This is a genomic window from Actinocrispum sp. NPDC049592 (assembly GCF_040675465.1).
Classification (GTDB): domain Bacteria; phylum Actinomycetota; class Actinomycetes; order Mycobacteriales; family Pseudonocardiaceae; genus Kibdelosporangium.
Map to the genome: position 1 here is coordinate 34,026 of NZ_JBFAPA010000016.1, position 23,279 is coordinate 57,304.

General features: G+C 68.2%; 16 protein-coding genes. 3 read left to right on the forward strand and 13 right to left on the reverse strand.

The annotated features are described in order from the left end of the window. Positions 1 to 23: 23 nt before the first annotated feature. Positions 24 to 3,860 (forward strand): patatin-like protein, encoded by a 3,837-nt coding sequence (locus AB0J95_RS33700; RefSeq protein WP_364767097.1) that lies wholly within the window; start codon positions 24 to 26, stop codon positions 3,858 to 3,860. Between the two features lie 63 nt (positions 3,861 to 3,923). Next, positions 3,924 to 4,667: a polysaccharide deacetylase family protein gene (locus tag AB0J95_RS33705; RefSeq protein WP_364767100.1), complete on the forward strand. Its 744-nt coding sequence runs from the start codon at positions 3,924 to 3,926 to the stop codon at positions 4,665 to 4,667. Here the strand turns inward: AB0J95_RS33705 and AB0J95_RS33710 are convergent. Further along, positions 4,619 to 5,653: a histidine kinase gene (locus AB0J95_RS33710; protein ID WP_364767103.1), complete on the reverse strand. Its 1,035-nt coding sequence runs from the start codon at positions 5,651 to 5,653 to the stop codon at positions 4,619 to 4,621. The genes AB0J95_RS33705 and AB0J95_RS33710 overlap by 49 nt on opposite strands. Positions 5,654 to 5,679: 26 nt before the next feature. Here AB0J95_RS33710 and AB0J95_RS33715 point away from each other — a divergent pair, with 26 nt between their 5' ends. Then, entirely contained in the window at positions 5,680 to 6,267 is a 588-nt protein-coding gene (locus AB0J95_RS33715; protein ID WP_364767106.1) for a response regulator transcription factor, read from the forward strand. A gap of 183 nt (positions 6,268 to 6,450) precedes the next feature. Here AB0J95_RS33715 and AB0J95_RS33720 read toward each other — a convergent pair whose 3' ends face one another. The 12 genes from AB0J95_RS33720 to AB0J95_RS33775 all read right to left on the reverse strand — a co-directional run bounded on the left by AB0J95_RS33720 (position 6,451) and on the right by AB0J95_RS33775 (position 23,256). Then, positions 6,451 to 7,278, reverse strand: a complete 828-nt coding sequence (locus AB0J95_RS33720) for a sugar phosphate isomerase/epimerase (protein WP_364767109.1) — start codon at positions 7,276 to 7,278, stop codon at positions 6,451 to 6,453. 19 nt (positions 7,279 to 7,297) lie between these two features. Further along, positions 7,298 to 8,305 (reverse strand): sugar phosphate isomerase/epimerase family protein, encoded by a 1,008-nt coding sequence (locus tag AB0J95_RS33725; protein WP_364767112.1) that lies wholly within the window; start codon positions 8,303 to 8,305, stop codon positions 7,298 to 7,300. 13 nt (positions 8,306 to 8,318) lie between these two features. After that, positions 8,319 to 9,695: a nucleotide pyrophosphatase/phosphodiesterase family protein gene (locus AB0J95_RS33730; protein ID WP_364767115.1), complete on the reverse strand. Its 1,377-nt coding sequence runs from the start codon at positions 9,693 to 9,695 to the stop codon at positions 8,319 to 8,321. After that, the gene (gene eboE, locus AB0J95_RS33735; protein WP_364767118.1) at positions 9,692 to 10,819 is read right to left on the reverse strand and encodes a metabolite traffic protein EboE; all 1,128 of its coding nucleotides are present in this window, start codon (positions 10,817 to 10,819) and stop codon (positions 9,692 to 9,694) included. Before eboE ends, AB0J95_RS33730 begins: the two co-directional genes overlap by 4 nt. After that, positions 10,816 to 11,679, reverse strand: a complete 864-nt coding sequence (locus AB0J95_RS33740; protein WP_364767121.1) for a TatD family hydrolase — start codon at positions 11,677 to 11,679, stop codon at positions 10,816 to 10,818. The genes eboE and AB0J95_RS33740 overlap by 4 nt, the downstream gene beginning before the upstream one ends. Continuing rightward, positions 11,679 to 13,130: an EboA domain-containing protein gene (locus AB0J95_RS33745; protein ID WP_364767124.1), complete on the reverse strand. Its 1,452-nt coding sequence runs from the start codon at positions 13,128 to 13,130 to the stop codon at positions 11,679 to 11,681. The genes AB0J95_RS33740 and AB0J95_RS33745 overlap by 1 nt, the downstream gene beginning before the upstream one ends. Continuing rightward, positions 13,127 to 13,966 carry an SCO3242 family prenyltransferase gene (locus tag AB0J95_RS33750; protein ID WP_364767783.1) on the reverse strand — a complete coding sequence of 280 codons (840 nt, stop codon included), beginning with the start codon at positions 13,964 to 13,966 and terminating at the stop codon, positions 13,127 to 13,129. Before AB0J95_RS33750 ends, AB0J95_RS33745 begins: the two co-directional genes overlap by 4 nt. A gap of 161 nt (positions 13,967 to 14,127) precedes the next feature. Further along, positions 14,128 to 15,291 carry an inositol-3-phosphate synthase gene (locus tag AB0J95_RS33755; protein WP_364767127.1) on the reverse strand — a complete coding sequence of 388 codons (1,164 nt, stop codon included), beginning with the start codon at positions 15,289 to 15,291 and terminating at the stop codon, positions 14,128 to 14,130. 63 nt (positions 15,292 to 15,354) lie between these two features. Next, the gene (locus AB0J95_RS33760) at positions 15,355 to 19,836 is read right to left on the reverse strand and encodes a ThuA domain-containing protein (RefSeq protein ID WP_364767786.1); all 4,482 of its coding nucleotides are present in this window, start codon (positions 19,834 to 19,836) and stop codon (positions 15,355 to 15,357) included. A gap of 192 nt (positions 19,837 to 20,028) precedes the next feature. After that, positions 20,029 to 21,189: a Gfo/Idh/MocA family oxidoreductase gene (locus AB0J95_RS33765; RefSeq protein WP_364767130.1), complete on the reverse strand. Its 1,161-nt coding sequence runs from the start codon at positions 21,187 to 21,189 to the stop codon at positions 20,029 to 20,031. Positions 21,190 to 21,235: 46 nt separating this feature from the next. After that, on the reverse strand, positions 21,236 to 22,300 hold the full coding sequence (locus tag AB0J95_RS33770) for a substrate-binding domain-containing protein (RefSeq protein WP_364767133.1): 1,065 nt from the start codon (positions 22,298 to 22,300) through the stop codon (positions 21,236 to 21,238). Between the two features lie 17 nt (positions 22,301 to 22,317). Further along, a complete protein-coding gene (locus AB0J95_RS33775) occupies positions 22,318 to 23,256 on the reverse strand; it encodes an ABC transporter permease (RefSeq protein ID WP_364767789.1) in 939 nt (312 codons plus the stop codon). Between the last annotated feature and the right edge of the window lie 23 nt (positions 23,257 to 23,279).

Consider the following 23,279-nt stretch of genomic DNA (forward strand, 5'->3'; position numbering starts at 1 on the left):
TGGTCGGGAGTGGGGAGGAGACCATGGCCGAAGAGCTTCCTCTCGAAGAGGTGCGGTTCGCGGTAGTTCTCAACGGCGGGGTGAGTCTCGCGGTCTGGATGGGCGGCGTCGTCCTGGAGCTGGACCGGCTCACCCGTTCGACGGACGGGTACCGGCATCTGCTCAGCCTGGTCGGCGCGAGCGCGCGGGCGGACGTGATCAGCGGGACCTCCGCCGGCGGCATCAACGGCGCCGCTTTGGCTCTGTCACAGGTGAATCCGCGCGCGAACCTGTCCGCGCTGCGCGAGCTGTGGGCCGAGCAGGGCCGGATGGACCTGTTGCTGCGCACGCCGTTCAAGGGTTCGCCGGTGTCGCTGCTGAAGGGCGACGAGTTCTTCCTGCCGCGGCTGGAGGACGCGATGCGCCGGCTGACGACGCGGTACGAGCCCAGACCGATCGACGAGCGGCCGATCGACCTGCGGATCACCACCACCTTGTTGCGCGGCATGACTCGCACGACGATGGACGCATTGGGCCAGCGGCTGACGCAGAACATCCACCAGGGCACGTTCCGGTTCCACCGGCTCAGCGCCGAGGACGACCACTTCCAGTCGCCCGAAGGCGGTCTGCCCAAGGACCTGACGCACCAGCTCGCGTTGGCCGCGCGCTCGTCCGCGTCGTTCCCGGTGGCGTTCGAACCGTCGTATGTGCCGGTGGGGCACGACTCCCGGATGGGCAACGTGCCGTCGTGGTCGGAAGACGGGTTCGACCGGTCGCAGTTCGCCGTCGACGGCGGCGTTCTGGTGAACACGCCGACCCGCGAGGCGCTGGCGGCGATCGACCAGATGCCCGCCGAGGGGCCGACGCGACGGGTGATGCTGCTGGTGTTCCCGCACGCCACCGCGGCGGGCCCGGAACCGCCCGCGCAGAAGCGGTCCGACCAGCCGAGCGTGCTGGACACCGTGCGGGCGATCATGCGGGCGCAGTCCAGCCAGAGCAACCGCACGTTCGTCGACGAGATCCAGAAGTACAACCAGGGCGCGGCGGCCCGCCGGGGCGGGCGGGCGGCGCTGCTGAAGAGCCTGATGTCCGGCAAGGATCCGGCGGTCGACCAGCTCTACCGGCTCTCCGGCGTGCTGCACCGGCACTACGTCGACATCCGGCTGCGCCGGGCCGCACGCAAACTGGCCGAGCGCCAGGTGATCGCGCGCGCACGACGTCACCAGGACGAGGACACCTCGTCCGAGGCCTGGTCGTTCGAGCGGATCCGGGAAGCGGTCGAACTGGCCCACCAGGCTTGGCTGGACGCCAACGGTTGCCTGCCGTACGTGCCGAAACAGTCGCCGCCGCAAGGGATGGACACGCTGGCCGAGCCGGGCAGCCGGGGCTGGCCGTGGGACATCTCCAACGGTGAACGGCTGGCCGCGTCCGCTTTGGACATGCTCAAGCGCGTTGTCTGGGCGATGCCGAAGAACGACCGCCTCGCGGAGATCTACGCGGCCCGGAAGTCGGTGCACCAGGCCAGGACGGCGTTGCGCGAGCTGCGCGAGGCCATGCACAACCAGTGGGAGTCCGAGCCGGTCGACTCGCCGGACAACGAGTGCTGGCGGCAGCGGCTGATCGCGTACAACAAGGAGATGACCGGCGAGAAGGGCGATATCGTCCGCGGTCACGTGCTGGAGATCGCGAAGGCCTTTGACGTTGGTGCCGCGGTGCTTCGGGACGCTGATGAGTCCATGATGGACCGTGACCCGACTCTGCGGGCGTGGCGGAAGCTCGTCGAGCTGAGTTCCTCGGATGACGATGCGCGGCTTCCGGCGCCGTATCGGTCGCTCTCGCGGTTGCTGGCGTTGGAACTGGCGACGACGTGTCTCGCCGACGACTCGGAGTCGCCGGAGGAGCAGCTGGTTGAGCTGGCGCAGATCAGTCTGCAGACTGAGAATGCGTTTGCTCGTTACAGCGTCAACCCGGACGACAAGGCCGGTGGGTATTCGCTTTCGCGGTTCTCCGGGTTCTTGAAGCGGTCCTGGCGGGCGAACGACTGGATCTGGGGGCGGATGGACGCGGCGAGCATGCTCTGCCGGGTTCTGCTCGACCCGGCGCGGATCCGGCGTGCGGCCGATCTCGCTGGGGAGCTGCCTGCCGCCGGGGACGAGGAAGCCGCGACCGCCTTGGCTCGCAACGTCGTCGACTCGCTGGTGACCGTCCTCTTTGGATGCGATCCGGCGGATGACGCTATTCAGACTGCGCGTGCTTTGGCCGTGGGTGAGCTGATTCATGCCTACGTCACCGAGCCTGGGACGGCGTTGCCTGCGACTTGCCCGCATCTGGCCGAGTTGGTGGCGTGGTCGCTGCACATCCAGATCATCCTGGAGGAGCTGCCGGAACTGCGGCGGGCGATCCTCGCGGACAGTGTGGACGGTGCGAGTACGCGGTCGAACAGTGAGCGGTTTGTGCGGCAGTACGACACTTTGATCGACGAGATCGAGCGTTTGCCTGCGGGCCAGCCGCTCGACAAGGAGACCGTCGATCTTGGGTTGCGCGCGCTGGAAGCCTTCGACCGGGCTGGAGTGGGGCGCGAGCCGATGGGCGAGGAAGCCGCCAGCGATCAGATGATCCGGACTGTGGCGAGTGCCGCTGCCACCGCGATCACAGTTGCGGACAGCGATCGGCTTGGGGTCAAGGCGGCGCGACCGGTGACCCGTTCGTTGCGTGGCTTGGTTCTGTTGCCCTACTGGACGATTCTGGGGCTGACTCGTGGGGGTCAGCTGGCTCGGTTCCTGGGACAGTTCGGGCTTGCCGCCGGTGGGTTGCTGCTCGTGCTGGCGGTGCTCGGGGCGTTGCCGGACTGGGCGGAGACCGCGGGCGCGGCCATCGGCGGCGGCGCGGTGCTGGCGGCTTTCGGTTACAGCGCCTTGCGAACCGGCAGCATGCTGCATGGTTTAGTGCTGCTCTCGCCTGGGGTCACCATGGTGACTTACGGGATTTCTGAGGTGCAGGCGAAGACGGCCGATTCCGGGACGACTGGGCGCGGGTTGGCTGGGCTCGTGGGTATTGCCTTGTTCGTGGCAGCTTTGTTGTTCCTGGGGAGTCTTCCGGGGACGACGTTGACTCCGATGGGCAGTGTGGGCAAGTGGAGCCGGGCTTTCCCGGTCTGGTTGCGGACCCTGCACTGGGTCGGGCCGCTGATCGGGGCGCTCATCGTTGGCGGCGCCGCGGCGGTTGCGTTGACTGGGGTGTTGAGTTTCTTCAACGACAACCAGGTGCTGCTGCTGATCCTGGCCGGCGCGATCGTTTTCGGGTCGGGTGTGGTCAGCTACTTCGCGGGGCGGACGTTGCGGTTGTGGCAGGTCATGCCGGATAGCAAGAAGTGGCACGATCCCGCGACGCAGGATCCCGCGGCGGCTGCTGCGACTTGGGCTGTGGTGTACGGCGCCTGCTACGTGCTGATCGCCATCGCGTTGTCGTTCGCGGCGCCGGAAACACCGTTCTCGGGCGTGTGGTGGTCCGCGGCGCCTTGGTGGGCGCGGGCGGCTATGGCTACCGCTTTGACGTTTGCCACGGTGTTGTTGCTGGTTGTTCCGTGGTATGTGCCTTGGCGGGCGCGCTCGGCCCTGCGCCGCCGCCTGCTCGCCGAGGCCGGTCCGGCGGTCTACAAGGACCACGACCTCACCGCGATCCAGACGAGGCTGTGCGACCGCCTGGAGACCCACGGCCTGGTCTGCCGCTGGCTGGCCGACCGGCCCAGCGAGGCGCACGTCATCAAGCTGACCAAGGCGGGCAACAAGGTCGCGGTGCTGATCCACGTGAAGCTGACCAACGGCGCCCCGGCCCGGCCGTTACCGGCCAAGGCCGTCAGCCGTCCACAGTGGAACGGCTAGGCCGAAGGTACTAGGTCTCCTGCCGCTTGCCGCGGGCCCCGGCTCCTGCCAGGGTTCTGCGGCATGCGTGTTCTCCCGTCGTCCCGGCGCGCCCGGAAATGGACCATCATCGCCCTGGTCGTCGTCGTTGTGCTCGTTGGCGGGGCTTACGGCCTGCTCGAGGTGAGCCGGTCCCGCAGCTTCCAGTTCTTCGGCGGGCTGACCGACCGGGTGGACACCTCGGAGAAGGTCGTGGCGCTGACGTTCGACGACGGCCCGGATCCCGCCGGGACGCAGCCGGTGCTGGACACGCTCGCGCGCAACGGTGTGCACGCCACGTTCTACCTGATCGGGCGGGAGCTGGCGGCGCATCCCGAACTGGGCAAGGCGATCGCGGACGCGGGGCACGAACTGGGCAACCACTCGTTCTCGCACGAGCGGATGGTGCTGGTGACACCGAGCTGGGTGGCGTCCGAAGTGGAGCGCACCGACGCGCTGATCCGCGCGACCGGCTACCAGGGTGAGATCACGTTCCGCCCGCCGAACGGGAAGAAGCTGTTCGCGCTGCCCTACTACCTCAGCGAGCACAATCGGAAGACGATCACCTGGGACGTCGAGCCGGACTCCACCCTGCCGTCGGGTACCGCTTCGGAGCTCGTCGACGACGCGCTCGCGCATGTCCGGCCCGGGTCGATCATCCTGTTGCACGCCATGTACGCGTCGCGCTCGCAGACCCGTCTGGCCATCGAACCGTTGATCATCCGGTTGCGGGAGCAGGGCTATCGGTTTGTCACGGTGTCTTCGTTGTTGTCGTTCCAGGGGAAGTGAGCTTGGACCCGCCAGTGCCTTCCGGCAACGCCCGCAGTGAAGGTGCCGCCGTGTGCTTCGACTTGTCGGTTCAGGCTCGTCAGGCCGAATCCGTGGGGTGCATGGGGGCCGCTTGGGGTGCTGCTGATTCGGACGCGTACATGTTCGGCGGTGACACGGACTTCGATGTGGGCGTGGGCTTGTGGTCCGGCGTGGCGCAGAACGTTCGTCGTGGCTTCGGCGATCACCCGCTCGGCCAGGGTCCTGGCTTGTCTCGGCAGTTTCCTCAGTGTGGGGCCGGGGTTTCCGGTGATCGTGAGGCCGGCCGCTTTTACCGTATCGAGGAGGGCTTTCAGGTCCGTGGTCTCGTTGGGCGGGGTGTCGTCGCGTAGTTCGCTGAGGGTGCGGCGGACTTCCGTCATGGCTTGGCGGCCCGCGGCGAGGATCGCGTCGACCCGCTGGCGTTCCGTGTCGCCGAGGGTTCCGGCGCGGAGGGCTTCGGCTTGGACGAGCATCACCGTCGTGGTCTGGCCGAGCGTGTCGTGCAGGCGCCTCGCGGTGCGCTCGCGGCGGAGCGCGGCCCTCAGTTCGAGGCGTTCGGTCAGGTACTTCTGGCGTTCCACCCCGAGCGTCCACGCGACCGCCGCGATGACCAGCGCCAGGAGTGCTCCCTCGACCGGGCCTTTGGTCGTGGACATCGCCACGCCCACCGCCACCGCCGAGCCCGCGCACAACCATGTCCGCACCTCCGGGTGCGGCGAGCTGGGTGCCGTGAACAGCGCGATCAGCATCGGCACGTACCCGATGTTCCGCGTCGCGCCGAGCACGATGTGCACCACCGTCGCCGCCGTCACGACCGCCAGCACCGTGCCCGGCGCCCACCTACGCGCCGCCAGCGGCAGGATCTGCGCGGCACTGAACGCGATCGCCGCCCACCCATCCAGCACCCCACTCGCCCAGAACAGGACGCCGGCCAACACAACATCCACCCATCGCAGGTCACGCACCCCCACGACCCTATTAGGCTGACCCCGTGGTGCGTGTGGCAGTGGTCGACGATCAGGCACTGGTCCGCGAAGGCATGTCCCTGATCCTGGAAGCTCACCCAGCCATCACCGTGACCGCGCAGTACTCATCCGGCGCCGAACTGCTGGCCGCGGACCTCACCACCGTCGACATCGTGCTCCTGGACCTCTACCTACCGGGACCGAGCGGCCTCGAAGTGCTCCAGCAACTCACCCCACCACCCAGAGTCCTGATGGTCAGCACAATCGGCCGCCCCCACGAGATCCGGCAAGCGCTCGCCGCCGGGGCGGCCGGGTTCGTTCTGAAGGACGCCACTGGCGAGGAGCTGGCCGCCGCCGTTCATGGCGTCCACTCAGGACTGACTGTCGTGTCACCCGCTGTTTCGTCGGCTTTGCAGGTTCCGGCGCGACCGGGGTTGACTCCCCGGGAGGGTGAGGTTCTCGGGTTGCTGGGGGCCGGGTTGTCCAACCGGGATATCGCTCTGGCTTTGGGGTTGGCTGAGCGGACCGTGAAGGTCCACGTCGGTCACGTCCTCGCCAAGCTCGGTGTCCGCAGCCGGACTCAGGCTGCTTTGCTGGCTCAAGGCCGGAGTTGATGGGGCCCTAAAGAGTCGCTCGCCGCGGGGCAGGCCGCCAAGAGGGAGCCGGGTTTCACCCGGCTGCGCCGGGTTTTCTGGGGTTGGGTGCCACCGGAGGGCGAGGGCACGGTCCCTCGCCCCTCTGGGTGGCGCTGCGGCGCGGCGAGCGCATCTTGAGGCCGGGCGGCCGGACAACCGGAACTAGAACTGGAGGTTGGCCAGGTAGTTGTAGCCGACGCGGGCGAACTCGAGGGCATCCGTGGGTTGGTCGTGTTCGATGATGTATTCCTGGACGCCTTCGTGCCAGGTGCGGCGGAAGATCTCGGGGAAGTCGATGTCGCCCTGGCCGGGGTTGACCATGGTGCCGTCGAGTTTGCGGTCCTTGACGTGGTACTGCTGGACTCGGCCGTAGGTCCGGTAGACCTCGCGCACCGGGTCCGCCCCGCCGTTCACGACCCAGAACAGGTCGTCTTCGAGGTGGACGTTCAGGCCCGTTGTGTTGGTGGTCAACACGTCGTAGGGGCGCTGGTTCTGGAGGGTGTGGAATTCCTGGTCGTGGTTGTGGTAGCCGAGGTGCAGGCCTGCTTTGCGGACCGCCGCGCCCGCGGTTTCCAGGCGGCCGGCGAAGGACTTCCACTCCGCGATCGTGCCGAAGTTCGAATAGGGGTGCACGATGCGGGTGTTGCCCAGGATCTTGGCGTCGTCGATCACCTTGTTGATGTCCACGCCGTCGATGCCGACGTGGCTCGAGGACGCGGTGAGGTGGTTGCGGTCCAAAATGGACTTGAACTCGGTGGCGCTGTAGCCGTAGGTGCCGGCCAGCTCCACCTTGCGGAAACCGATGTCCGCGAGCTTCGACAGGGTGCCCGGGGCGTCGGCCTGCAGGAGGTTGCGCAGCGAGTAGAGCTGGACACTGATGGACTCTCGTGGGATGCGCAGCCGGCCCCGGTCGGCGTTCGCGGTGCCAGGCAACGCCGTGACCGCCAGACCAGCGGCGGCCGTTCCCCTGAGCATGGCTCTTCTGGACATTCCCATGTGGCGGATCCCTTCAGGACTTCTTCGTGCTGAACGCCGCGTCGAACGCCGCGGCGGGCGGATCAAACGCGAGCCCCCTGACGAACTTCACTGCCTCCTCGGCTCCGCGAAGCCGGTCCATGCCGGCGTCTTCCCACTCCACCGAGATCGGCCCGGTGTACTTGATGGCGTTCAACGCGCGGAACGACTCCTCCCACGGCACGTCCCCGTGCCCGGTGGACACGAAGTCCCAGCCGCGCCGCGGGTCGGCCCACGCGAGGTGGGACCCCAGGCGGCCGTTGCGCCCGTCGAAACGCTTCTTGGTGTCCTTGCAGTCGACGTGGTAGATCCGGTCGGCGAAGTCCAGGATGAACCCGACCGGGTCCAGGTCCTGCCAGATGAAGTGGGACGGGTCCCAGTTCAGCCCGAACGCCGGCCGGTTGTCCACCGCCGCAAGCGTTTTCTTCGTGGTCCAGTAGTCGTAGGCGATCTCGGAGGGGTGCACCTCGTGGGCGAAGCGCACGCCCTCGGCGTCGAAGACGTCCAGGATCGGGTTCCACCGGTCGGCGAAGTCCTGGTAGCCGTCCTCGATCACCTCCTGCGAGACCGGCGGGAACATGGCCACGTACTTCCAGATCTTCGAGCCGGTGAACCCGATCACCGTGTTCACCCCGAGTTTCGCCGCCGCCCGAGCGGTGTCGGCCAGCTCCTTGGCCGCGCGCTGCCGCACACCCTCGGCGTCACCATCGCCCCAGATCCTCGCGGGGATGATGTTGCGGTGCCGCTCGTCGATCGGGTCGTCACAAACAGCCTGTCCGACAAGGTGGTTCGAGATCGCCCAGGTCTTCAGGCCGTACTGCTCCAGGATCTTGTGCCGGCCGGCCACGTAGTCCGGTTCGGACAGTGCCCGGTCCACCTCGAAGTGGTCACCGCCGCAGGCGATCTCCAGCCCGTCATAGCCCCACCCGGCCGCCAGCCGGCACACCTCCTCGAAGGGCAGATCGGCCCACTGCCCGGTGAACAGCGTGATCGGTCGGCTCATCTTCTCTTCTCCCTTAGCGACGAATTCCCTGCAAGCCAAGCAAAAGATCGTGAACGTCGGTGGCCGCGAGCCTGTCGCGGCCCGGGTCGGCCGGGTCCGAGCAGAGCAGCACCGGACCGTCCTCACGGGAGTCGGGCAGCCGCCCGTGCGAGCCGCGGACCGGCGCGGGGTTGAGCGGGACGACGTTCATCGCGTACCGCAGGCCGACCATCTTCTTCACCAGGTTGAGGCCCGCCTTGGCCTTCACCAACGGGTCCGCCGGGTCGAAGAACAGCTCCGCCGGGTCGTAGCCCGGCTTGCGGTGGATCTCCACGCCCCGGGCGAAGTCCGGCGCCCGGTCGTTGTTCAGCCAGTAGTAGTACGTGAACCAGGCGTCCGGTTCGGACACTGCCACCAGCTCGCCCGCGCGTGGGTGGTCCAGCTGGTAGCGCGCCTGCTCGGCCCGGTCCAGCACCATGTCCACACCGGACAGTTCTGAGACGAGCTTCTTGACCCGCGGCAAGTCGTCGCTGTCGTTCACATACACATGCGCGACCTGGTGATCGGCGACCGCGAACGCACGGGAGACCCAAGGATCAAGGTACTCCATGCCATCCTGGGTGTACACCTCAAGCAGGCCCTCGGCACGCAAAGCCCGGTTGATGTCAACGGGTTTGGTCGCGTCGGTGATCCCGTACTCGCTCAGCGCGACAACAGTGGCGCCCGCGGCCTCGGCATCCCGGAGCAACGGTGCCAGCTCCGCGTCGATCTCGCGCGCGGCCGCAGCCGCCTCCGGGCCCGAAGACCCGAACCGCTGCAGGTCGTAGTCCAGATGCGGGACATAGACCAGAAGCATGTCCGGCTTGTGTCCGGAAAGGATCCTGCGCGCCGCGTTGATGATCCACTTCGACGAGGTGATCGACGCGGTCGGCCCCCAGAACTGGAACAACGGGAAATCGCCGAGAGCCTCGGTCAGCTCGTCGTGCAACCGGACCGGGCGCACGTAGGCGTCGGGTCCCTTGCGGCCGTCGGCGTAGTAGATCGGGCGCGGGGTCACCGTCACGTCGGTGGACGCGCCCATCGCGTACCACCAGCACACGTTCGCGGCCTTGTACCCGGGCTGCGAAAGCCGTGCGGTCTCCCAGACCTTGTCCGCCCCGACGAGCTTGTTGTGCTGGCGCCACAGGAAAACCTCGCCCAGCTCGCGGAAGTACCAGCCATTGCCCACGATCCCGTGTTCGGCGGGCATCTTCCCGGTCAGGAAGGTCGACTGGGCACTGCAGGTGACCGCGGGCAGCACCGTCCCGAGATCGGCCTGCCACCCGGTCTTCCCGATCCCCGCCACATTCGGCATGTGCGCGAGCAGTCGTGGTGTCAGCCCGACGATGTCGAGCACGACCAACGGCTTCATGAAACCTCCAAAGACAACTGGCCCTCGGCCCAGGCCAGCTCTGCCGCGATCCCGTCCACCAGGTCCTGCTCCGGGCGGGGGTGGGAGCCCGCTTGCGGGGTCGGTAGGTAACTGTGCCGGGCGGGCAGTACGTTCCAGGTGTATGTCTCGACTTCGATCGTCCGGTCCGCGGGCAGCACCCGCAGGACGTCGGTGATCACGTCCGTTGTGGACGCCAGCGGCGCGGCGGGCTGGGCGTGCAGCGGTACGTGGAAGTGCACGCGCCACGGCCCCTCCCCCGGCAGCCTGTCCAGCGCCTCGGGCAGGTCGTCCGCCTTGCGCACGGTCCCGTCCGGGGCGAGCTCCCGGACCTGGTGCAGATAGCGCGGTTCGGCGAACTCGCGTAAATCCTCCCGGGCGTCAAGCGGGGCGTCCACGTGCAACGCGGCCGAGGCCTGCACTTTGACGACTTCCAGCCCAGTCCGCCGGATGGAGTTGACGGTCGCGACCGGGTCTGCGAACGACACCGCCAAATGGCACGTATCCAGACACAGGCCGATCACCGACGGATCAACCCGGGGCGCGAGCCACGCGACCGTATCGGCCACGGTGTCCAGGATGCAGCCAGGTTCCGGCTCCACGGCCAGCTTGATCACCCGGGGCGAGGACTTCAAGAACGACGTCAGCGACTCCAAGGCGGTCAGGGAAGCGTCGTCGTCGGCCGGCGTCCACGGCGTCCGCCAGCCCAGCGGAAGCGTCGAAATGCTGCCGTAGGCGGAAGAATCGGGCAACAGGTCCGCCAGCACAGTGGCGCAGTCTTTGGTGTACTGCAGGCGCCGGGGATCGGTCCACCTCGGCTCGTACACCTTGAGCTTCACGACCTCATCGTGAAAACCACCGTACGGGAACGCGTTCAGCGTGATCACGTCGAGCCCGCGCGCATCCAGCTCGGCCCGTAAGCGTTTGCGCGCTTCGGCATCGGCGGCGAGCGGACCGGCCACCGACGCGGCCAGCCACAACCCGAGCCCGAGCCGGTCCACGCCCAGCTTCTCGCGGACCGGCACGGCGTAGCGGTCCAGCTGGGCGAGGATCCCGGGCAGGTCCTCCGCCGGGTGGACGTTCGTGCAGTAGCAGAGCCGGGTCACTGGCGTCCGCCTCGCAGGACCGAGTTGCCCTGGAACGTCTCCGTGGACGCCGCGAACCCCGGCAGCTCCTCGAGCACCAGGCGCCCGCTCTGGCCGTAGAAGTCGACCGGGTTCTGCCAGAGCACCTTGTCCACATCGGCCTCGGAGAACCCGGCCGCGAGCATCTGCTGGCCGGTGCGGTAGGTCTTCAACGGGTCCGAGCGGCCCCAGTCGGCGGCCGAGTTCACCAGCACCTTGTCGGTGCCGTACTCCCGCAGGATGGCCACCATCCGGATCTCGTCCATCTTGGTGTCCGGGTAGATGGAGAACCCCATCCAGCACCCGGAGTCCTTGACCACCTTGACGGTCATCTCGTTGAGGTGGTCGACCGCCACCATCTCCGGCGCGATGCCGGATTCGTTGACCACCGCGAGTGTCCGATGTGTACCGGCGAGCTTGTCCCGGTGCGGCGTGTGCACAAGTGCGGGCAGCTCGTGCTCGATGGCCAGCTGCATCTGCCGGGCGAACACCTCGTCCTCAGCGGGCGTCATCGAGTCGTAGCCGACCTCGCCGACCGCGACTACCCCATCCTTGGCCAGGTAGCGCGGCAGCACGTCGAGCACCGCCGTGCAGCGTGGATCGTTGGCCTCCTTGGGGTTCAGCGCGATCGTGCAGTGGTGCCGGATGCCGAACTGGGCCGCCCGGAACCTCTCCCAGCCGATCAGCGCGTCGAAGTAGTCGGTGAACGAGCCCACGTTCGTGCGCGGCTGGCCGAGCCAGAACGCCGGTTCCACCAGCGCCCGGACGCCGACCTCGAACATGGTCTCGTAGTCGTCGGTGGTCCGGGAGGTCATGTGGATGTGCGGGTCGAAGATACGCATCAGCTGACCTCCAGCAGTCGTTGGGCGTCGGCGGGGACTTCGCGCCCGGCGGCCCGGCGCTCGTCGGCGAAGTCGCTGACCATCCGCAGCAGTTCGGCGTCGGTGCGGCGGTCCAGGTCGGCCACCGCGGCCAGCGGGACCCCGACGAAGATGCACTTGAGCACCCCGTGCCGCCAGGCGTGCGCGTCGAGGTGCTTGGCGGCGAACGGGCCCAGCGCCGCCGCGACCAGCCGGATGTCGTTGGCCCGCAGGGCGTCGTTCACCAGGTCCAGACCGGTCGGGACCACCGTCTCAGGCAAAGTGGACAGTCCACGCAGGACACCCCGGCGTTCGGCGTCGTCGCCGTACCGGTACAGCTCGGCCACTTCGGACGCCAGCTCCCCGGCCGGCATGACCTCGGCGAGCACGGCGAGCAAACGTGTGCGCGCCAGGTCGTCCACGGTGCCATGGATCAGGCCCTGCGGGTCGGCCTCCGGCCGCAACGGGTCGCGGCCGACCTTCCGGCCGACCGCCGGGAAGATCGACCGGATGGCCGTCGCGTCGGCGCGCACCTTCCGTTCGGCGTCGACCAGCCAGGGATGATCCACCTCTACCACCCACTCGTCCGAACCAGAAGAGGGTTTGGGCATCGCGGCCCGCAGAGCGGCGAACGCGCGCTTGGCGACGTCCGGCGCGGCATGGCTGTGCCGGGGCAGCTCCACTGCGGCGACCCCGGTGTAGCCGACCTCGGCCAGCGCGGCCAGTGTGGCCGCCAGGTCCAGTTCCCCCTCGCCGAACTCGAGGTGTTCGTGCACACCGAGCCGCATGTCGTCCAGCTGGACGTTCACCAGCAGTCCGGCCGCACGGCGCACGCACTCGGCGGCGTCCACGGGTTCGACCGCGACGCAGTGGCCGACGTCCAAAGTGATCCCCAGCAGCTCCGGGTTGCCCAGGTCGCACCGCAGCGCAAGCGCTTGGGCGAGGTGCTGGACGTACATCCCGGGCTCTGGCTCGATGCCGATCCGGACCTGCCGCCGGTCGGCCTCGACGAGCACCCGCGACACCCCGGACAGCATCCGCTCGTGGGCGCCGACCGAGTCCACATCGGATGGTTTGATGCCCGACCAGAACGACACGCAGTCCGAGCCGAGGCCTTCCGCGATGCGGATCGCCCGGCACAGGAAGTCGATCCGCAGGTCCGTGTCGTCGGACACCAGGGTCGGGTAGTGCTTGCGGTACGGGTCAAGCAGATACCGCGCCCCAGTCTCGACCACACTCCGTAAACCCAGTGATGACAACAGGTTGCCGACGTGGTCGACCCGAGCGGAAACGTCGTCGGCGAACGGGTCGAGGTGGTTGTGGTCCAGCGTCAGCGCGACCGAGGTGTAGCCGAGATCCGCGATCACCCGCAGGGCGTCGTCGAGCCGGTGGTTGGCGAACCCGTTGGTGCCATAACCCAGGTGGAAGGTCATGTCGGGCTCACCAGCCTGGCCAGGCGTTTCACCACAGGGCCAGCACCGGCGACCGCGCCGGCCCCGATCAGCGAACCACGCCGGGCCGCCAGGGCCGCCTGCAGCGGGACCATGCCGTGGATCCCGGCCATAGTCGCTTTCCGCACAACGGAAGCGGACGGGTCACGCGTCGCGGCGAGTTGCGCCGCACCGACATTCCCGGCGTACATACCGCCAAAAGCCAGCGCACCAAGACGATGACGCCACGACCTGGCCCCGCCCAGCACGGCAGCGGCCGTCGCAACGCCGGTTCCCACGAGCGCCGCCCGGGCCGTCGTGCTCGACGCGCCATGCACCTCGCCACGGGAGAGAACGGTGAGACCGAACGTGTGTCCCGCCATCACCAAAGCTGAGGGCAGCGCCGAGCGCGCACCGGCCGCACCCAGCATGACATCGAGCCCACGACACGCCGCCATCGCCGCTGGGCCGGCCACAGTGGACTTGAAGACCAAGTCGTACGCCCACACCGCACCAGCCAAAGGAAGAGCTACACGCAGGGCACCACCATACGCGGCGAAGCCGAGCCCCGCGACCGTCAATGTACCGGCCACGGCAAGCGCTTGCCCGGGTTTCACGCGACCGGACGGAATCGGGCGCTCGGGCCGTTCGGTCGCGTCGATGTGGCGGTCCGACCAGTCGTTGAGCGCCATACCGGCCCAGTAGAGCGCCACCGAGGACAGCGGCAGCGCGAGTCGCCTGCCGCGCAACGGTTCCCCGGCGGCCGCCGCACCGGCGACGGTGTCGCCCAGGACGGTCAGCGCCGCGGGCGCCCGGACCAGCTCGACCAGGGCGTGTATCGAGGTCCCTGTTCGATGAGAGCCGGGATCGGGGTGGTTTCTGGCGCCGCCGCCGGGGCGGCGCGAATACTGGTTGCCTTTGGCCGTCCCGGCGGCGGCGCCAGGGACCACATCCGGCCCGGCTATCGCGGACAGGGACCTCGATACACGCCCTCGTGCTTTCATCCGCGCTGTCCCAACCGTGCGGCCCAGTCGGCCAGCATCCTGGTCTGTTCGGCGAACCTGTGCTCGTCGGTGCCCAGCGGGTCCTTGAAAAAGAAGGCCAGTTCGGACAGTGCACCGGTCTGACCGTCGGCGTGCGCGGCGCTCACCAGCCGGGCGAGGTCCAGCACGAGCGGCGCCGCCAGTGCGGAGTCGTAACCGTCCCAGGTGAACTGGAGGCTCATCTGCGCGCCGAGAAACCCTTCGAACGCCACGTGATCCCAGGCGACCTTGCGCTCACCGAGGTTGGCAACGTTGTCGATGTGCAGCGGCGCCGTCACGTGCTCGCCGAGCAGTTGCGCGAGGCCGCGGGCCTTGGACTCGAGCTTGCCCTTGGCCTGCGCGGGATCGGCGAGGTTGGCGCCGTCGCCGCCGCCGAGCAGGTTGGTGCCGGCCCAGGAGCGGACGTCCAGTGCGCGGGCGGTGAACATCGGCGCGAGCACCGTGCGCAGCAGCGTCTCCCCTGTCTTGCCATCGGCGCCAGCGTAGGGCAGCCCCTTGCGGCGGGCCAGTTCGAGCAACGCGGGCAGCCTGATCCCCGGCGATGGCGTGAAGTCCACGTAGGGCGCGCCGGCTCGCAGTGCGGCGTAAGCCCCGACCGAGCTGGGCGGCAGGACTGTCCGCTGTGGATCGTTCAGTGCCTCTACCAGCAGGTCGAGGTCCTCGTGTTCGGGCAGGGCGGGCACCGGGGGCTCGGTGGAGGTCACGTTGACCACCACGACCCTGGCGAGGTCGTTGCGAGTGCGGAACTCCTCGATGTCGGCGGCCAGCTGGGCGGCCGCCGAGGCGAGCGAACCGGTGTGCGACACCGGGTGGTACCCGCCCCGCAGCTCGGTGTCCACCGCACGCAGCCCGTCGGCCACGGCGGTGAGCACCGTGTGCGAGATGAGGCCGGTCGCGGCCAGGTGCTCGGCCCGCTTGTCCAGCGGCGTGCACACGATGTCGTGGCCGCCCACCACCAGGTCGTCCCAGGCAGGGAGCAGCTCGTGGTCCATGTCCAGGTGCTCGGTCACGCAACCGACCGGCCGCACCAGCCCGGCCCGCAGCGCGAGCAGGCCGGTGATCGCCGTGGTGGCGACCGACCCGCGGGCTCCCATGAGCCACAGTCCGCATCGTTGCCGCATCGTTCTCATCCCCAATCCCGCGAACGGGTGGGCGCCCCCGCGTCTAGAGCGCCCACCCGTTGGTCAGCTTCCGGAGCTCGCCGGGGGCAGTGGCAGGCCGCCCTCGATCGAACCGATCACCGCTCGAGCGTCCCTGACCAGCGTGGACCGGACATCCGAATCGGCGACCTGCCCCGGATCATTCGCGACCTGGACGAACTTTTGCAACTGCTTGACGGCTTTGGCGTCGTCCCCGTTCGCTTCCGCCTTTCGTGCTTTCGCCAAACTCGACGAAAGGCTCACATAGGCGCTCAGGGACAGCCGGTTCGTCGCGCGGAAGCGGTCGGTCAGCTGGTCGATGTCCCGCAGCGACGTCGTGGTGGCGAACGTCAGCCGCTGCTCGGTCGCGTTGCCCGCGTTGTCCTTGGCCAGCACGGACAGCGTGTGCACACCCAAAGACAGCTGGTAGAGCGCGGTGACCCGGCCGGACTCGACCCGGGCGCCGTCCAGGGTGCCGACGACCGAGGCCAGGCCCGAGGTGGCGTCCTCGGCGTGCCAGTTCACCACCACGTCGGTGGCGTCCCCGTACACTCGCCCGTCCGCCAGCCCGGACACCAGCAAGGTCGGCTTCGATCCATCGATCAGGATGGTCGCCGCCTTGTCCGGTTCGACGTTTCCGTCCTTGTCCACTGACCGGTACAGCAGGGTGTGGGTCCCGTCACCATTGACAACGATTGGCCCGGTGTAGGCGGTCCAAGCGCTGCCGTCCAGCTTCCACTCGGTCCGGGCCACACCCGAGCCCGCGTCGGTCGCCGACAGCTCGACCGGCACCTGCCCGGGGTGCCAGGCCGCCGGGTCGGCGAAGTTCGCCACCGTGACCGGCGGCACGGTCTCCAGCTCCTTGATGCGGACGTTGCGGAACCAGACGTCGTCGCCCGGGTCGTGGTTCTGCAGGCCGACGAAGCCCTGGGTGAGATCGCGGTTCGGGTCCGTGGACACGAAGTCGTTGATCAGCACCCCGTTGAGCAGGACCTGGATGGTCTGCCCGCGGACCACGATCTCGTAGGAGTTCCACTCGCCGGGCGGCTTGAGCGCGGCGTCGCGCTTGGCGATGTCGGCCGACTGGAACGAGTAGATCGACCCGGTGGTCTTCTCCGGCACGTCGGTCGCGTCGATCTGGACCTCGTAGCCCTGGTTCACCGCGACCCACGGGTCGTCACCCGGGTCGGGGTAGCCGACGAAGACGCCCGAGTTGTCGTCCCCGGCGAGCTTCCAGTCCACCTTGAGGCTGTAGGCGTGGAACTCCTGCGGGTAGGTCAGCAGCCCCAGCCCGTCGTGGGTGCGGATCGTGCAGTCGTTCTCCAGGCTGAACGAGCCCGGCCCGGAGTGCTTCCACTTGACGAAACTGGCCGCGGTGCCGTCGAACAGGCTGGTGTAGCCCGCTTCCGGCACGCTCGGCTGACAGGTCGGCTGCGATACGCCGGTGCCGATGAACTGCAGAGCGTCCACATCGAACAGACCACCGCTGCCGGTGCCCTGGAACACCAGGTAGAGCGGCTTGGTGCCCTGGTCGTTGACCGGCTTCGCCGGTAGGTCGACGTAGTTGTCGAAGCTGCCCGTGTTGGCGACCGCGAACGACTGCAGCACCGGCCCGTCCGGAGCCCCGGACCGGACCTCGACGGTGCCGCCCGCCCCGCCGGACGAGACCCGCAGGCCCAGCCCGGTGAGACCCACCAGGTTCGCCGGCTCGAACTCGATCCAGTCACCGCCGTCGATATAGCCGACCCGCTTGCCACCGCTCGCGCCGGCGTGGTCGACGACCTGGACCCCGTTCATCTTCGAGAAGAACTCGGCCTGCTTGAGCTTGGGCTGCAGGATGTTCTGGCCCTCGCCCTTCAGCGGCGGCACCGATCCCTTGCCGTTGTCGGTGTAGGACGCGTTGATGACGCCGAAGATGTTGGCGTCCGCGCCGTGTCCCTCATCGGCCGGGGTCTCGATCACGCCCTCGCACCCGGTCGCCCGGCTCAGCGGGTGGCCGTGGTTGTCGTGGCCGAGGATGTACTCGACTGTCACCTTCGTACAGTCGATGGTGCCGTCCTCCGGGTCCGTCACGCTGACCTTGAAGGGCACCTTGTCGCCGAACCCGAAGAACCCGCCGTTGGCCGGGGTCTGGACCACGACCGTCGGCTGGGTGTTGCCCACGGTCACGATCACGCTCGCCACCCCGGTCAGCCCTACCGAGTCGGTCACCGACAACTTGGCCGTGTACTGACCTTCCTGGGTGTAGGTGAACGTGACCGGGCCGGCCGTGGTCGAGTCCACCGTGCCGTCGCTCTGGAAGTCCCAGGCGTATGTGACCGGCTGACCGTCGGGATCGTTCGTGCCGGCGGGATCGAACCTCACCGTGAGCGGCCCGGGTCCGGAGGTCTTGTCGGCGGCCAGTTTCGCGACCGGCGTCCGGTTGCCCTTGGTGTAGTCGATCCGGTAGAGCGCCGAGTCCGGTGCGCCACCGAAGTACCCGCTGCCGTAGTCCAGCACGTAGAGCGAGCCGTCCGGGCCGAACTCGATGTTCATCGGCCGGGTCAGCGCCATCGAGTCGAAGAACGGCTTGATGTCACCGCGTTCCCCGTTCGGGCCGACGCCGATCTCCTTGATCCAGCCCCGGTCCCACTCGTAGGCGAAGTTCTTGCCGTCGAAGTAGCGCGGGAACTTGGTCGGCGACGGGTTGGCCGCGTCGTAACGGTAGACCGGGCCACCCATCGGCGACTCGCCGCCGTTGCCGAACTCCGGCACCGAGTTGCCGTCGTACGGGATCCACGCGGGCTGCACCGGCGGCAGGTCCACGATGCCGGTGTTGTGCGGGCTCTCGTTCTTCGGCGCCGAACAGTCGAACGGCTGTCCACTTTGGCCGGTGGCGAAGTCGTAGTCCACAAAGGGCTGGTTGTTGCCGACGCAGTACGGCCAGCCGAAGTTGCCCGGTCCCTTGATCAGGTTCTGCTCGACCGTCCCGCCCGGACCGCGGGCCGGGTTGGCCGCACCGGCGTCCGGACCGTAGTCACCCAGGAAGATCCAGCCGGTCTTGCGGTCCACACTGAACCGGTATGGATTGCGGAAACCCATCGCGTAGATCTCCGGACGCGTCTTCGGCGTGCCCGGGGTGAACAGGTTCCCGGCCGGGACCGAGTACGTGCCGTCGGCGTTCACCTTGAACCGCAACAACTTGCCGCGCAGGTCGTTGCTGTTGGCCGAGGTGCGCTGCGCGTCGAAGCCGGGGTTGCGGTTCGCGCGCTCGTCGATCGGCGTGAACCCGTCGGACTGGAACGGGTTCGAGTCGTCACCGGTGCTCATCAGCAGGTTGCCCGCGGCGTCGAAGTCGATCTCCCCGCCGACGTGGCAGCACAGCCCGCGCGTGGCCGGGATCTCGAGGATCTTCTGCTCCGACGCCAGGTCCAGTGTCCCGTTGTCGAGGAACTTGAAGCGGGACAACTGGTTGTGACCGTCGAAGGGGGCGAAGTCCGCGGGTGTGCCGGTCTCCGGGGCGTCCGTCATCGGCGTGTTCAACGGTGGGGCGTAATAGATGTAGACCCACTTGTTGGTCGCGAAGTCCGGGTCGATCGCGATGCCCTGCACGCCGTCCTCGTCGTGCGTGTAGACGGGGATCTTGGCGGCCTGCGTGGTGGTCGCGCCCGGGGTGGTCAGCCAGACCGTGCCGTCACGGGAAGTGTGCAGCACGCGGCGGTCGGGCAGGACCGACAACGCCATCGGCTCGCCGGTCTTCTCCTCGCCCTTGGCCAGGGTGATCTGGTCGAAGTCGCCGTCCACCGGCTGGGTTCCGGTGCCGGGCGTGCAGTCGGCCTGGACCATCCCGGCCGCGTACTCGATCCCGCCCAGCAGGTGCTTCAGGAACACCGGATCGGCGTAGGACTCCTTGGTGTGCCCCGCGCCGGTGTACCAGGACCGCCCGGAGCTCTGCGGGTGACACCACGAGAACGGGTGATCACCCATCGCGTCCGGCCCTGGCTGGTAGCTGTGCTCGTCCAGGGACGCCAGCACATGCACGTTCTGCCGGGGGTTGGACTGGAAGTTGTACCACTCATCGGTGCGCGTCCACTGCGTCGGCAGGTCCGCGGTCGCCGGGTGCGAGCGGTCCTCCACGTCGATGGTGGCCTGCTGGATGTTCGGGTGCGACTTGAAGTACGCCCCGACGAGCTGCCCGTACCAGGGCCAGGTGTACTCGGTGTCGGCCGCGGCGTGCACGCCCGCGTAGCCGCCACCGTCGTTGACGAACCGCTCGAAAGCGGCCTGCTGTTCGTCGTTGAGCACGTCCCCGGTGGTGGAAAGCCAGACCACCGCTGCGAACCGGTCGAGGTTGGCGTCGGTGAAGGCAGCGGCGTCCTCGGTCGCCTCGACCTCGAACCCGTTGGCCGCGCCGAGTTGCTGGATGGCCGCGATGCCGTCGGGGATGGAGTCGTGCCGGAAGCCCGCGGTCTTGGAGAAGACCAGAACGTGCGGATCGTCCGGATGTGCGTGTGCGGGAACAGCCCCGGCTAAGGCGGTGCCGGTGATGAACGCGAGGGCCGCGGCGCAAGCGCGCCAAGTTACGTGTTTGTGGACTAGAGGGCTTCTGGTCCGTCCCACTGGTAAGTTCTCCCTTGCTCGCGGCGGTTGCAGGACCGTCCTGGAGGAGTAGGTGACTCACCTCTCTTTCCGTGAGCGCCGACGCCACCGGGGGCTGCATCCCCCGGTGGCGTCTTCGTACTAAGAGGACACTGCCACCCAGCCGGAACCGGTGGTGGCGCTGGACTCCACGGCCGCCAGAACCCGCTGGACCTGAAGCCCGTCGGCGAAGCCCGGAACGGGATCGGTCCCGTTGTGGATGTCGGTCAGGAAGTCGTACACCTCATGGGTGAAGGTGTGTTCGTAACCGATGATGTGGCCGGGCGGCCACCAGGCACCCACATACGGGTGAGTCGGCTCGGTGATCAGGATGCGCCGGAACCCGGCGCTCTGCTCGTCACCGGTCCCGTCATAGAACGACAGCTCGTTCATCGACTCGAAGTCGAACGCGAGGCTGCCGTGCTCGCCGTTGATCTCCAGCCGCATGGAGTTCTTGCGGCCCAGCGCGAACCGGGTCGCCTCGTAGGTGGCCAGCGCGCCGGAGGCGAACCGGCCGATGAACAGCGCGGCGTCGTCCACCGTGACATCGTCCAGCTTGCCCTTCGGGTCACCGTCGAGCGGTCGCTTGTGGACGAACGTCTCCATCAGCGCGGACACCCCGGTCAGGTGCTCGCCCAGCAGGAACTGGGTGGCGTCGATGATGTGCGCACCGATGTCGCCCAGCGCGCCCGACCCGGCCTGCTCCTTGCGCAGCCGCCACGCCATCGGCGTGTTCGGGTCGGACAGCCAGTCCTGCAGGTACTGCGACCGCACGTGCCGGATCTTGCCGAGCCGGCCGTCGGCGATCATCTGCCGCGCGACGGCCAGGGCAGGCACCCGGCGGTAGTTGAACGCCACCATCGAGCGCTGGCCGTTGGCCGCCGCGGCAGCCGCGGCTGCCGCCATTTCCTCCGCCTCGGCAACCGAGTTCGCGAGCGGCTTCTCGCACAGGACGTGCTTGCCGGCCGCCAGGGCCGCGATCGCGATGTCCTTGTGCGAGTCGCCGGGCGTGCAGATGTCCACGATCTGCACGTCGTCGCGGGCGATGAGCGCGCGCCAGTCCGTCTCCACCGCGTCCCAGCCGAGCTTGGCCGCGGCGGCCTTGGTCCGGTCCAGGTCACGCCCGCCGAGCACGGCGAGCCGGGGGGCCAGCGGCACGTCGAAGAAGTGGTGCACGGAGCGCCACGCGTGCGTATGGACCTTGCCCATGAAGGCATGGCCCACCATGCCCACGCCGATCGTCCCCTCGCCTGCGTTGCTCATCGATCGCCCTTCTTATTGTCTGACAACAGATCCCCGGTAGGTAGTGCTACGAGTCGAAGGCGACGTCGGCGTAGTTCGCCGCGTTCTCCTTGGTCACCACCGCGGAGTAGGTGGTGATCGAGGCCGGGATCTCGTGCTCGGCCAGGTCGCCCATGCCCTTGGCCTGGCCGAGAAGCCTGGCCAGCGCGATGGCCGAGGAGGACATCGACGGGCTGTAGAGCACGGTCGCCTTGATCACGCTGCTGTCGGCCTTGATCAGGTCGATCATGTTCTTCGAGCCCGCGCCGCCGACCATGATGAACTCGCTGCGGTTGGCGGTCTTGATCGCCGACATCACGCCGATGCCCTGGTCGTCGTCGTGGTTCCACAACGCGTCCAGCTTGCCGGCGGCCTGCAGCAGGTTCGCGGTCTGCTTCTCGCCACTCTCCACGGTGAACTCCGCCGCGACCCGCGGACCCACCTGGAAACCGGCCTTGGCCAGCGCGTCCTTGAAGCCCTTGCTGCGTTCCTGGGTCAGCGGCAGCGAGTCGATGCCCGCGACCTCACCGATCACCGGGTTGGAGATGTTCTTCTTCTTCATCTCCTGGGCGATGTAGGTGCCCGCGTTGACGCCCATGCGGTAGTTGTCGCCACCGATCCAGGTCCGGTAGGCCAGCGCGGTGTCGAAGATGCGGTCCAGGTTGACCACCGGGATGCCCTTGTCCATCGCGGACTGTCCGACCGAGGTGAGCGCCTTGCCGTCGAACGGGAGGATCACCAGCACGTCCACCTTGCTGTTGATCAGCGTCTCCACCTGGGCGATCTGCTGGCTCACGTCGTTGGTGCCCTCGGTGGCCTTGAAGGTCACGTCCGACTTGAACTTGTCCGCCTGTGCCTTGGCGTTCTTGGTGATCGCCGCGATCCAGCCGTGGTCGGCGGCGGGCGCCGAGAAACCGATGGTCACCATCTTGCCGGTCTGGGCGTTGTCGCCCTGGCCCGAGGCCACGTTGCCGGCGGGCGCGTTGCTCGCCGGTGCCTGGTTGGATGTGCAGGCGGTCAGTAACGCACCGGCACCCACGGCGGCTCCGCCGAGCAGGAACCCACGACGGGCGAGGTTCGGCAGGTCGGTCATCTTTGATCTCCTGGTTTCTAAGAGGTGGAACGTGCCCGGTTGGCGCGGAACTGCAACAGCACGGCGATGACGATGATGACGCCCTTGGCGATCTTCTGGACGTCGGTCTCCAGGTTGTTGAGGATGAAGATGTTGTTGAGCAGGGTGAAGATCAGCACACCGATGACGGTGCCGATCATCGTGCCGCGGCCGCCGGTGAGCAGGGTCCCGCCGATCACCACCGCCGCGATCGCGTCCAGTTCGTAGAACTGGCCATGGGTGGACGCGCCCGCGGTCGTCCGGGCGGCCAGCATGATCGCCGCGAGGCCGGCGCACAGCCCGGCCACGCCGTACACCAAAGCGGTGTGCCGCTTGACGTTGATGCCCGCCAGCCGGGTCGCCTCGGCGTTGCCGCCGACCGCGAAGGTGCGGCGGCCGAAGGTGGTGCGGTTGAGCACGACCCAGCCGATCGCGACGACGACGGCGAAGATCCAGATCAGCACCGGGATGCTCAGGAAGTCACCGCGGAAGAAGTCGAGGAAGTCCTCGTCGCGCACGACCTGCGTCTGCCGCCCGCTTATCCGCTCGGCCAGGCCGCTCGCGGCGATGTAGAGCGCCAGCGTGGCGATGAACGGCACCATCCGGCCATAGGCGATCAGCACGCCGTTGACCAGCCCGGCGGCCAGGCCCACCCCGAGTCCACAGAGGACCATGACGAACGGCCCATAGGACTGTGTCGCGAGGGTGGTCAGCCAGACGCTGGCCAAACCGATCACCGATCCCACGGACAGGTCGATGCCGCCGGAGATGATCACGAACGTCATGCCGACCGCGACCACCCCGGACGGCGCGGCCAGCCGCAGCACCGTGGAGAGGTTGCTCTCGGTCAGGAACTGCTGCGGGGCGGTCGCCCAGCCGATCACGATGATCACGACCAGCACCCCGAACAGCAGGGCCAGCCGCAGGTCGACCGGCAGGCTGCGGCTCGACCTCGGCGCCG

Coding starts and splice junctions, on each gene's coding strand:
- AB0J95_RS33700 (WP_364767097.1), top strand. CDS start 24: ATGGCCGAAGAGCTTCCTCTCGAAGAGGTGCGGTTCGCGGTAGTTCTC.
- AB0J95_RS33705 (WP_364767100.1), top strand. CDS start 3,924: ATGCGTGTTCTCCCGTCGTCCCGGCGCGCCCGGAAATGGACCATCATC.
- AB0J95_RS33720 (WP_364767109.1), bottom strand. CDS start 7,278: ATGTCCAGAAGAGCCATGCTCAGGGGAACGGCCGCCGCTGGTCTGGCG.
- AB0J95_RS33725 (WP_364767112.1), bottom strand. CDS start 8,305: ATGAGCCGACCGATCACGCTGTTCACCGGGCAGTGGGCCGATCTGCCC.
- AB0J95_RS33730 (WP_364767115.1), bottom strand. CDS start 9,695: ATGAAGCCGTTGGTCGTGCTCGACATCGTCGGGCTGACACCACGACTG.
- AB0J95_RS33740 (WP_364767121.1), bottom strand. CDS start 11,679: ATGCGTATCTTCGACCCGCACATCCACATGACCTCCCGGACCACCGAC.
- AB0J95_RS33745 (WP_364767124.1), bottom strand. CDS start 13,130: ATGACCTTCCACCTGGGTTATGGCACCAACGGGTTCGCCAACCACCGG.
- AB0J95_RS33755 (WP_364767127.1), bottom strand. CDS start 15,291: ATGCGGCAACGATGCGGACTGTGGCTCATGGGAGCCCGCGGGTCGGTC.
- AB0J95_RS33765 (WP_364767130.1), bottom strand. CDS start 21,189: ATGAGCAACGCAGGCGAGGGGACGATCGGCGTGGGCATGGTGGGCCAT.
- AB0J95_RS33770 (WP_364767133.1), bottom strand. CDS start 22,300: ATGACCGACCTGCCGAACCTCGCCCGTCGTGGGTTCCTGCTCGGCGGA.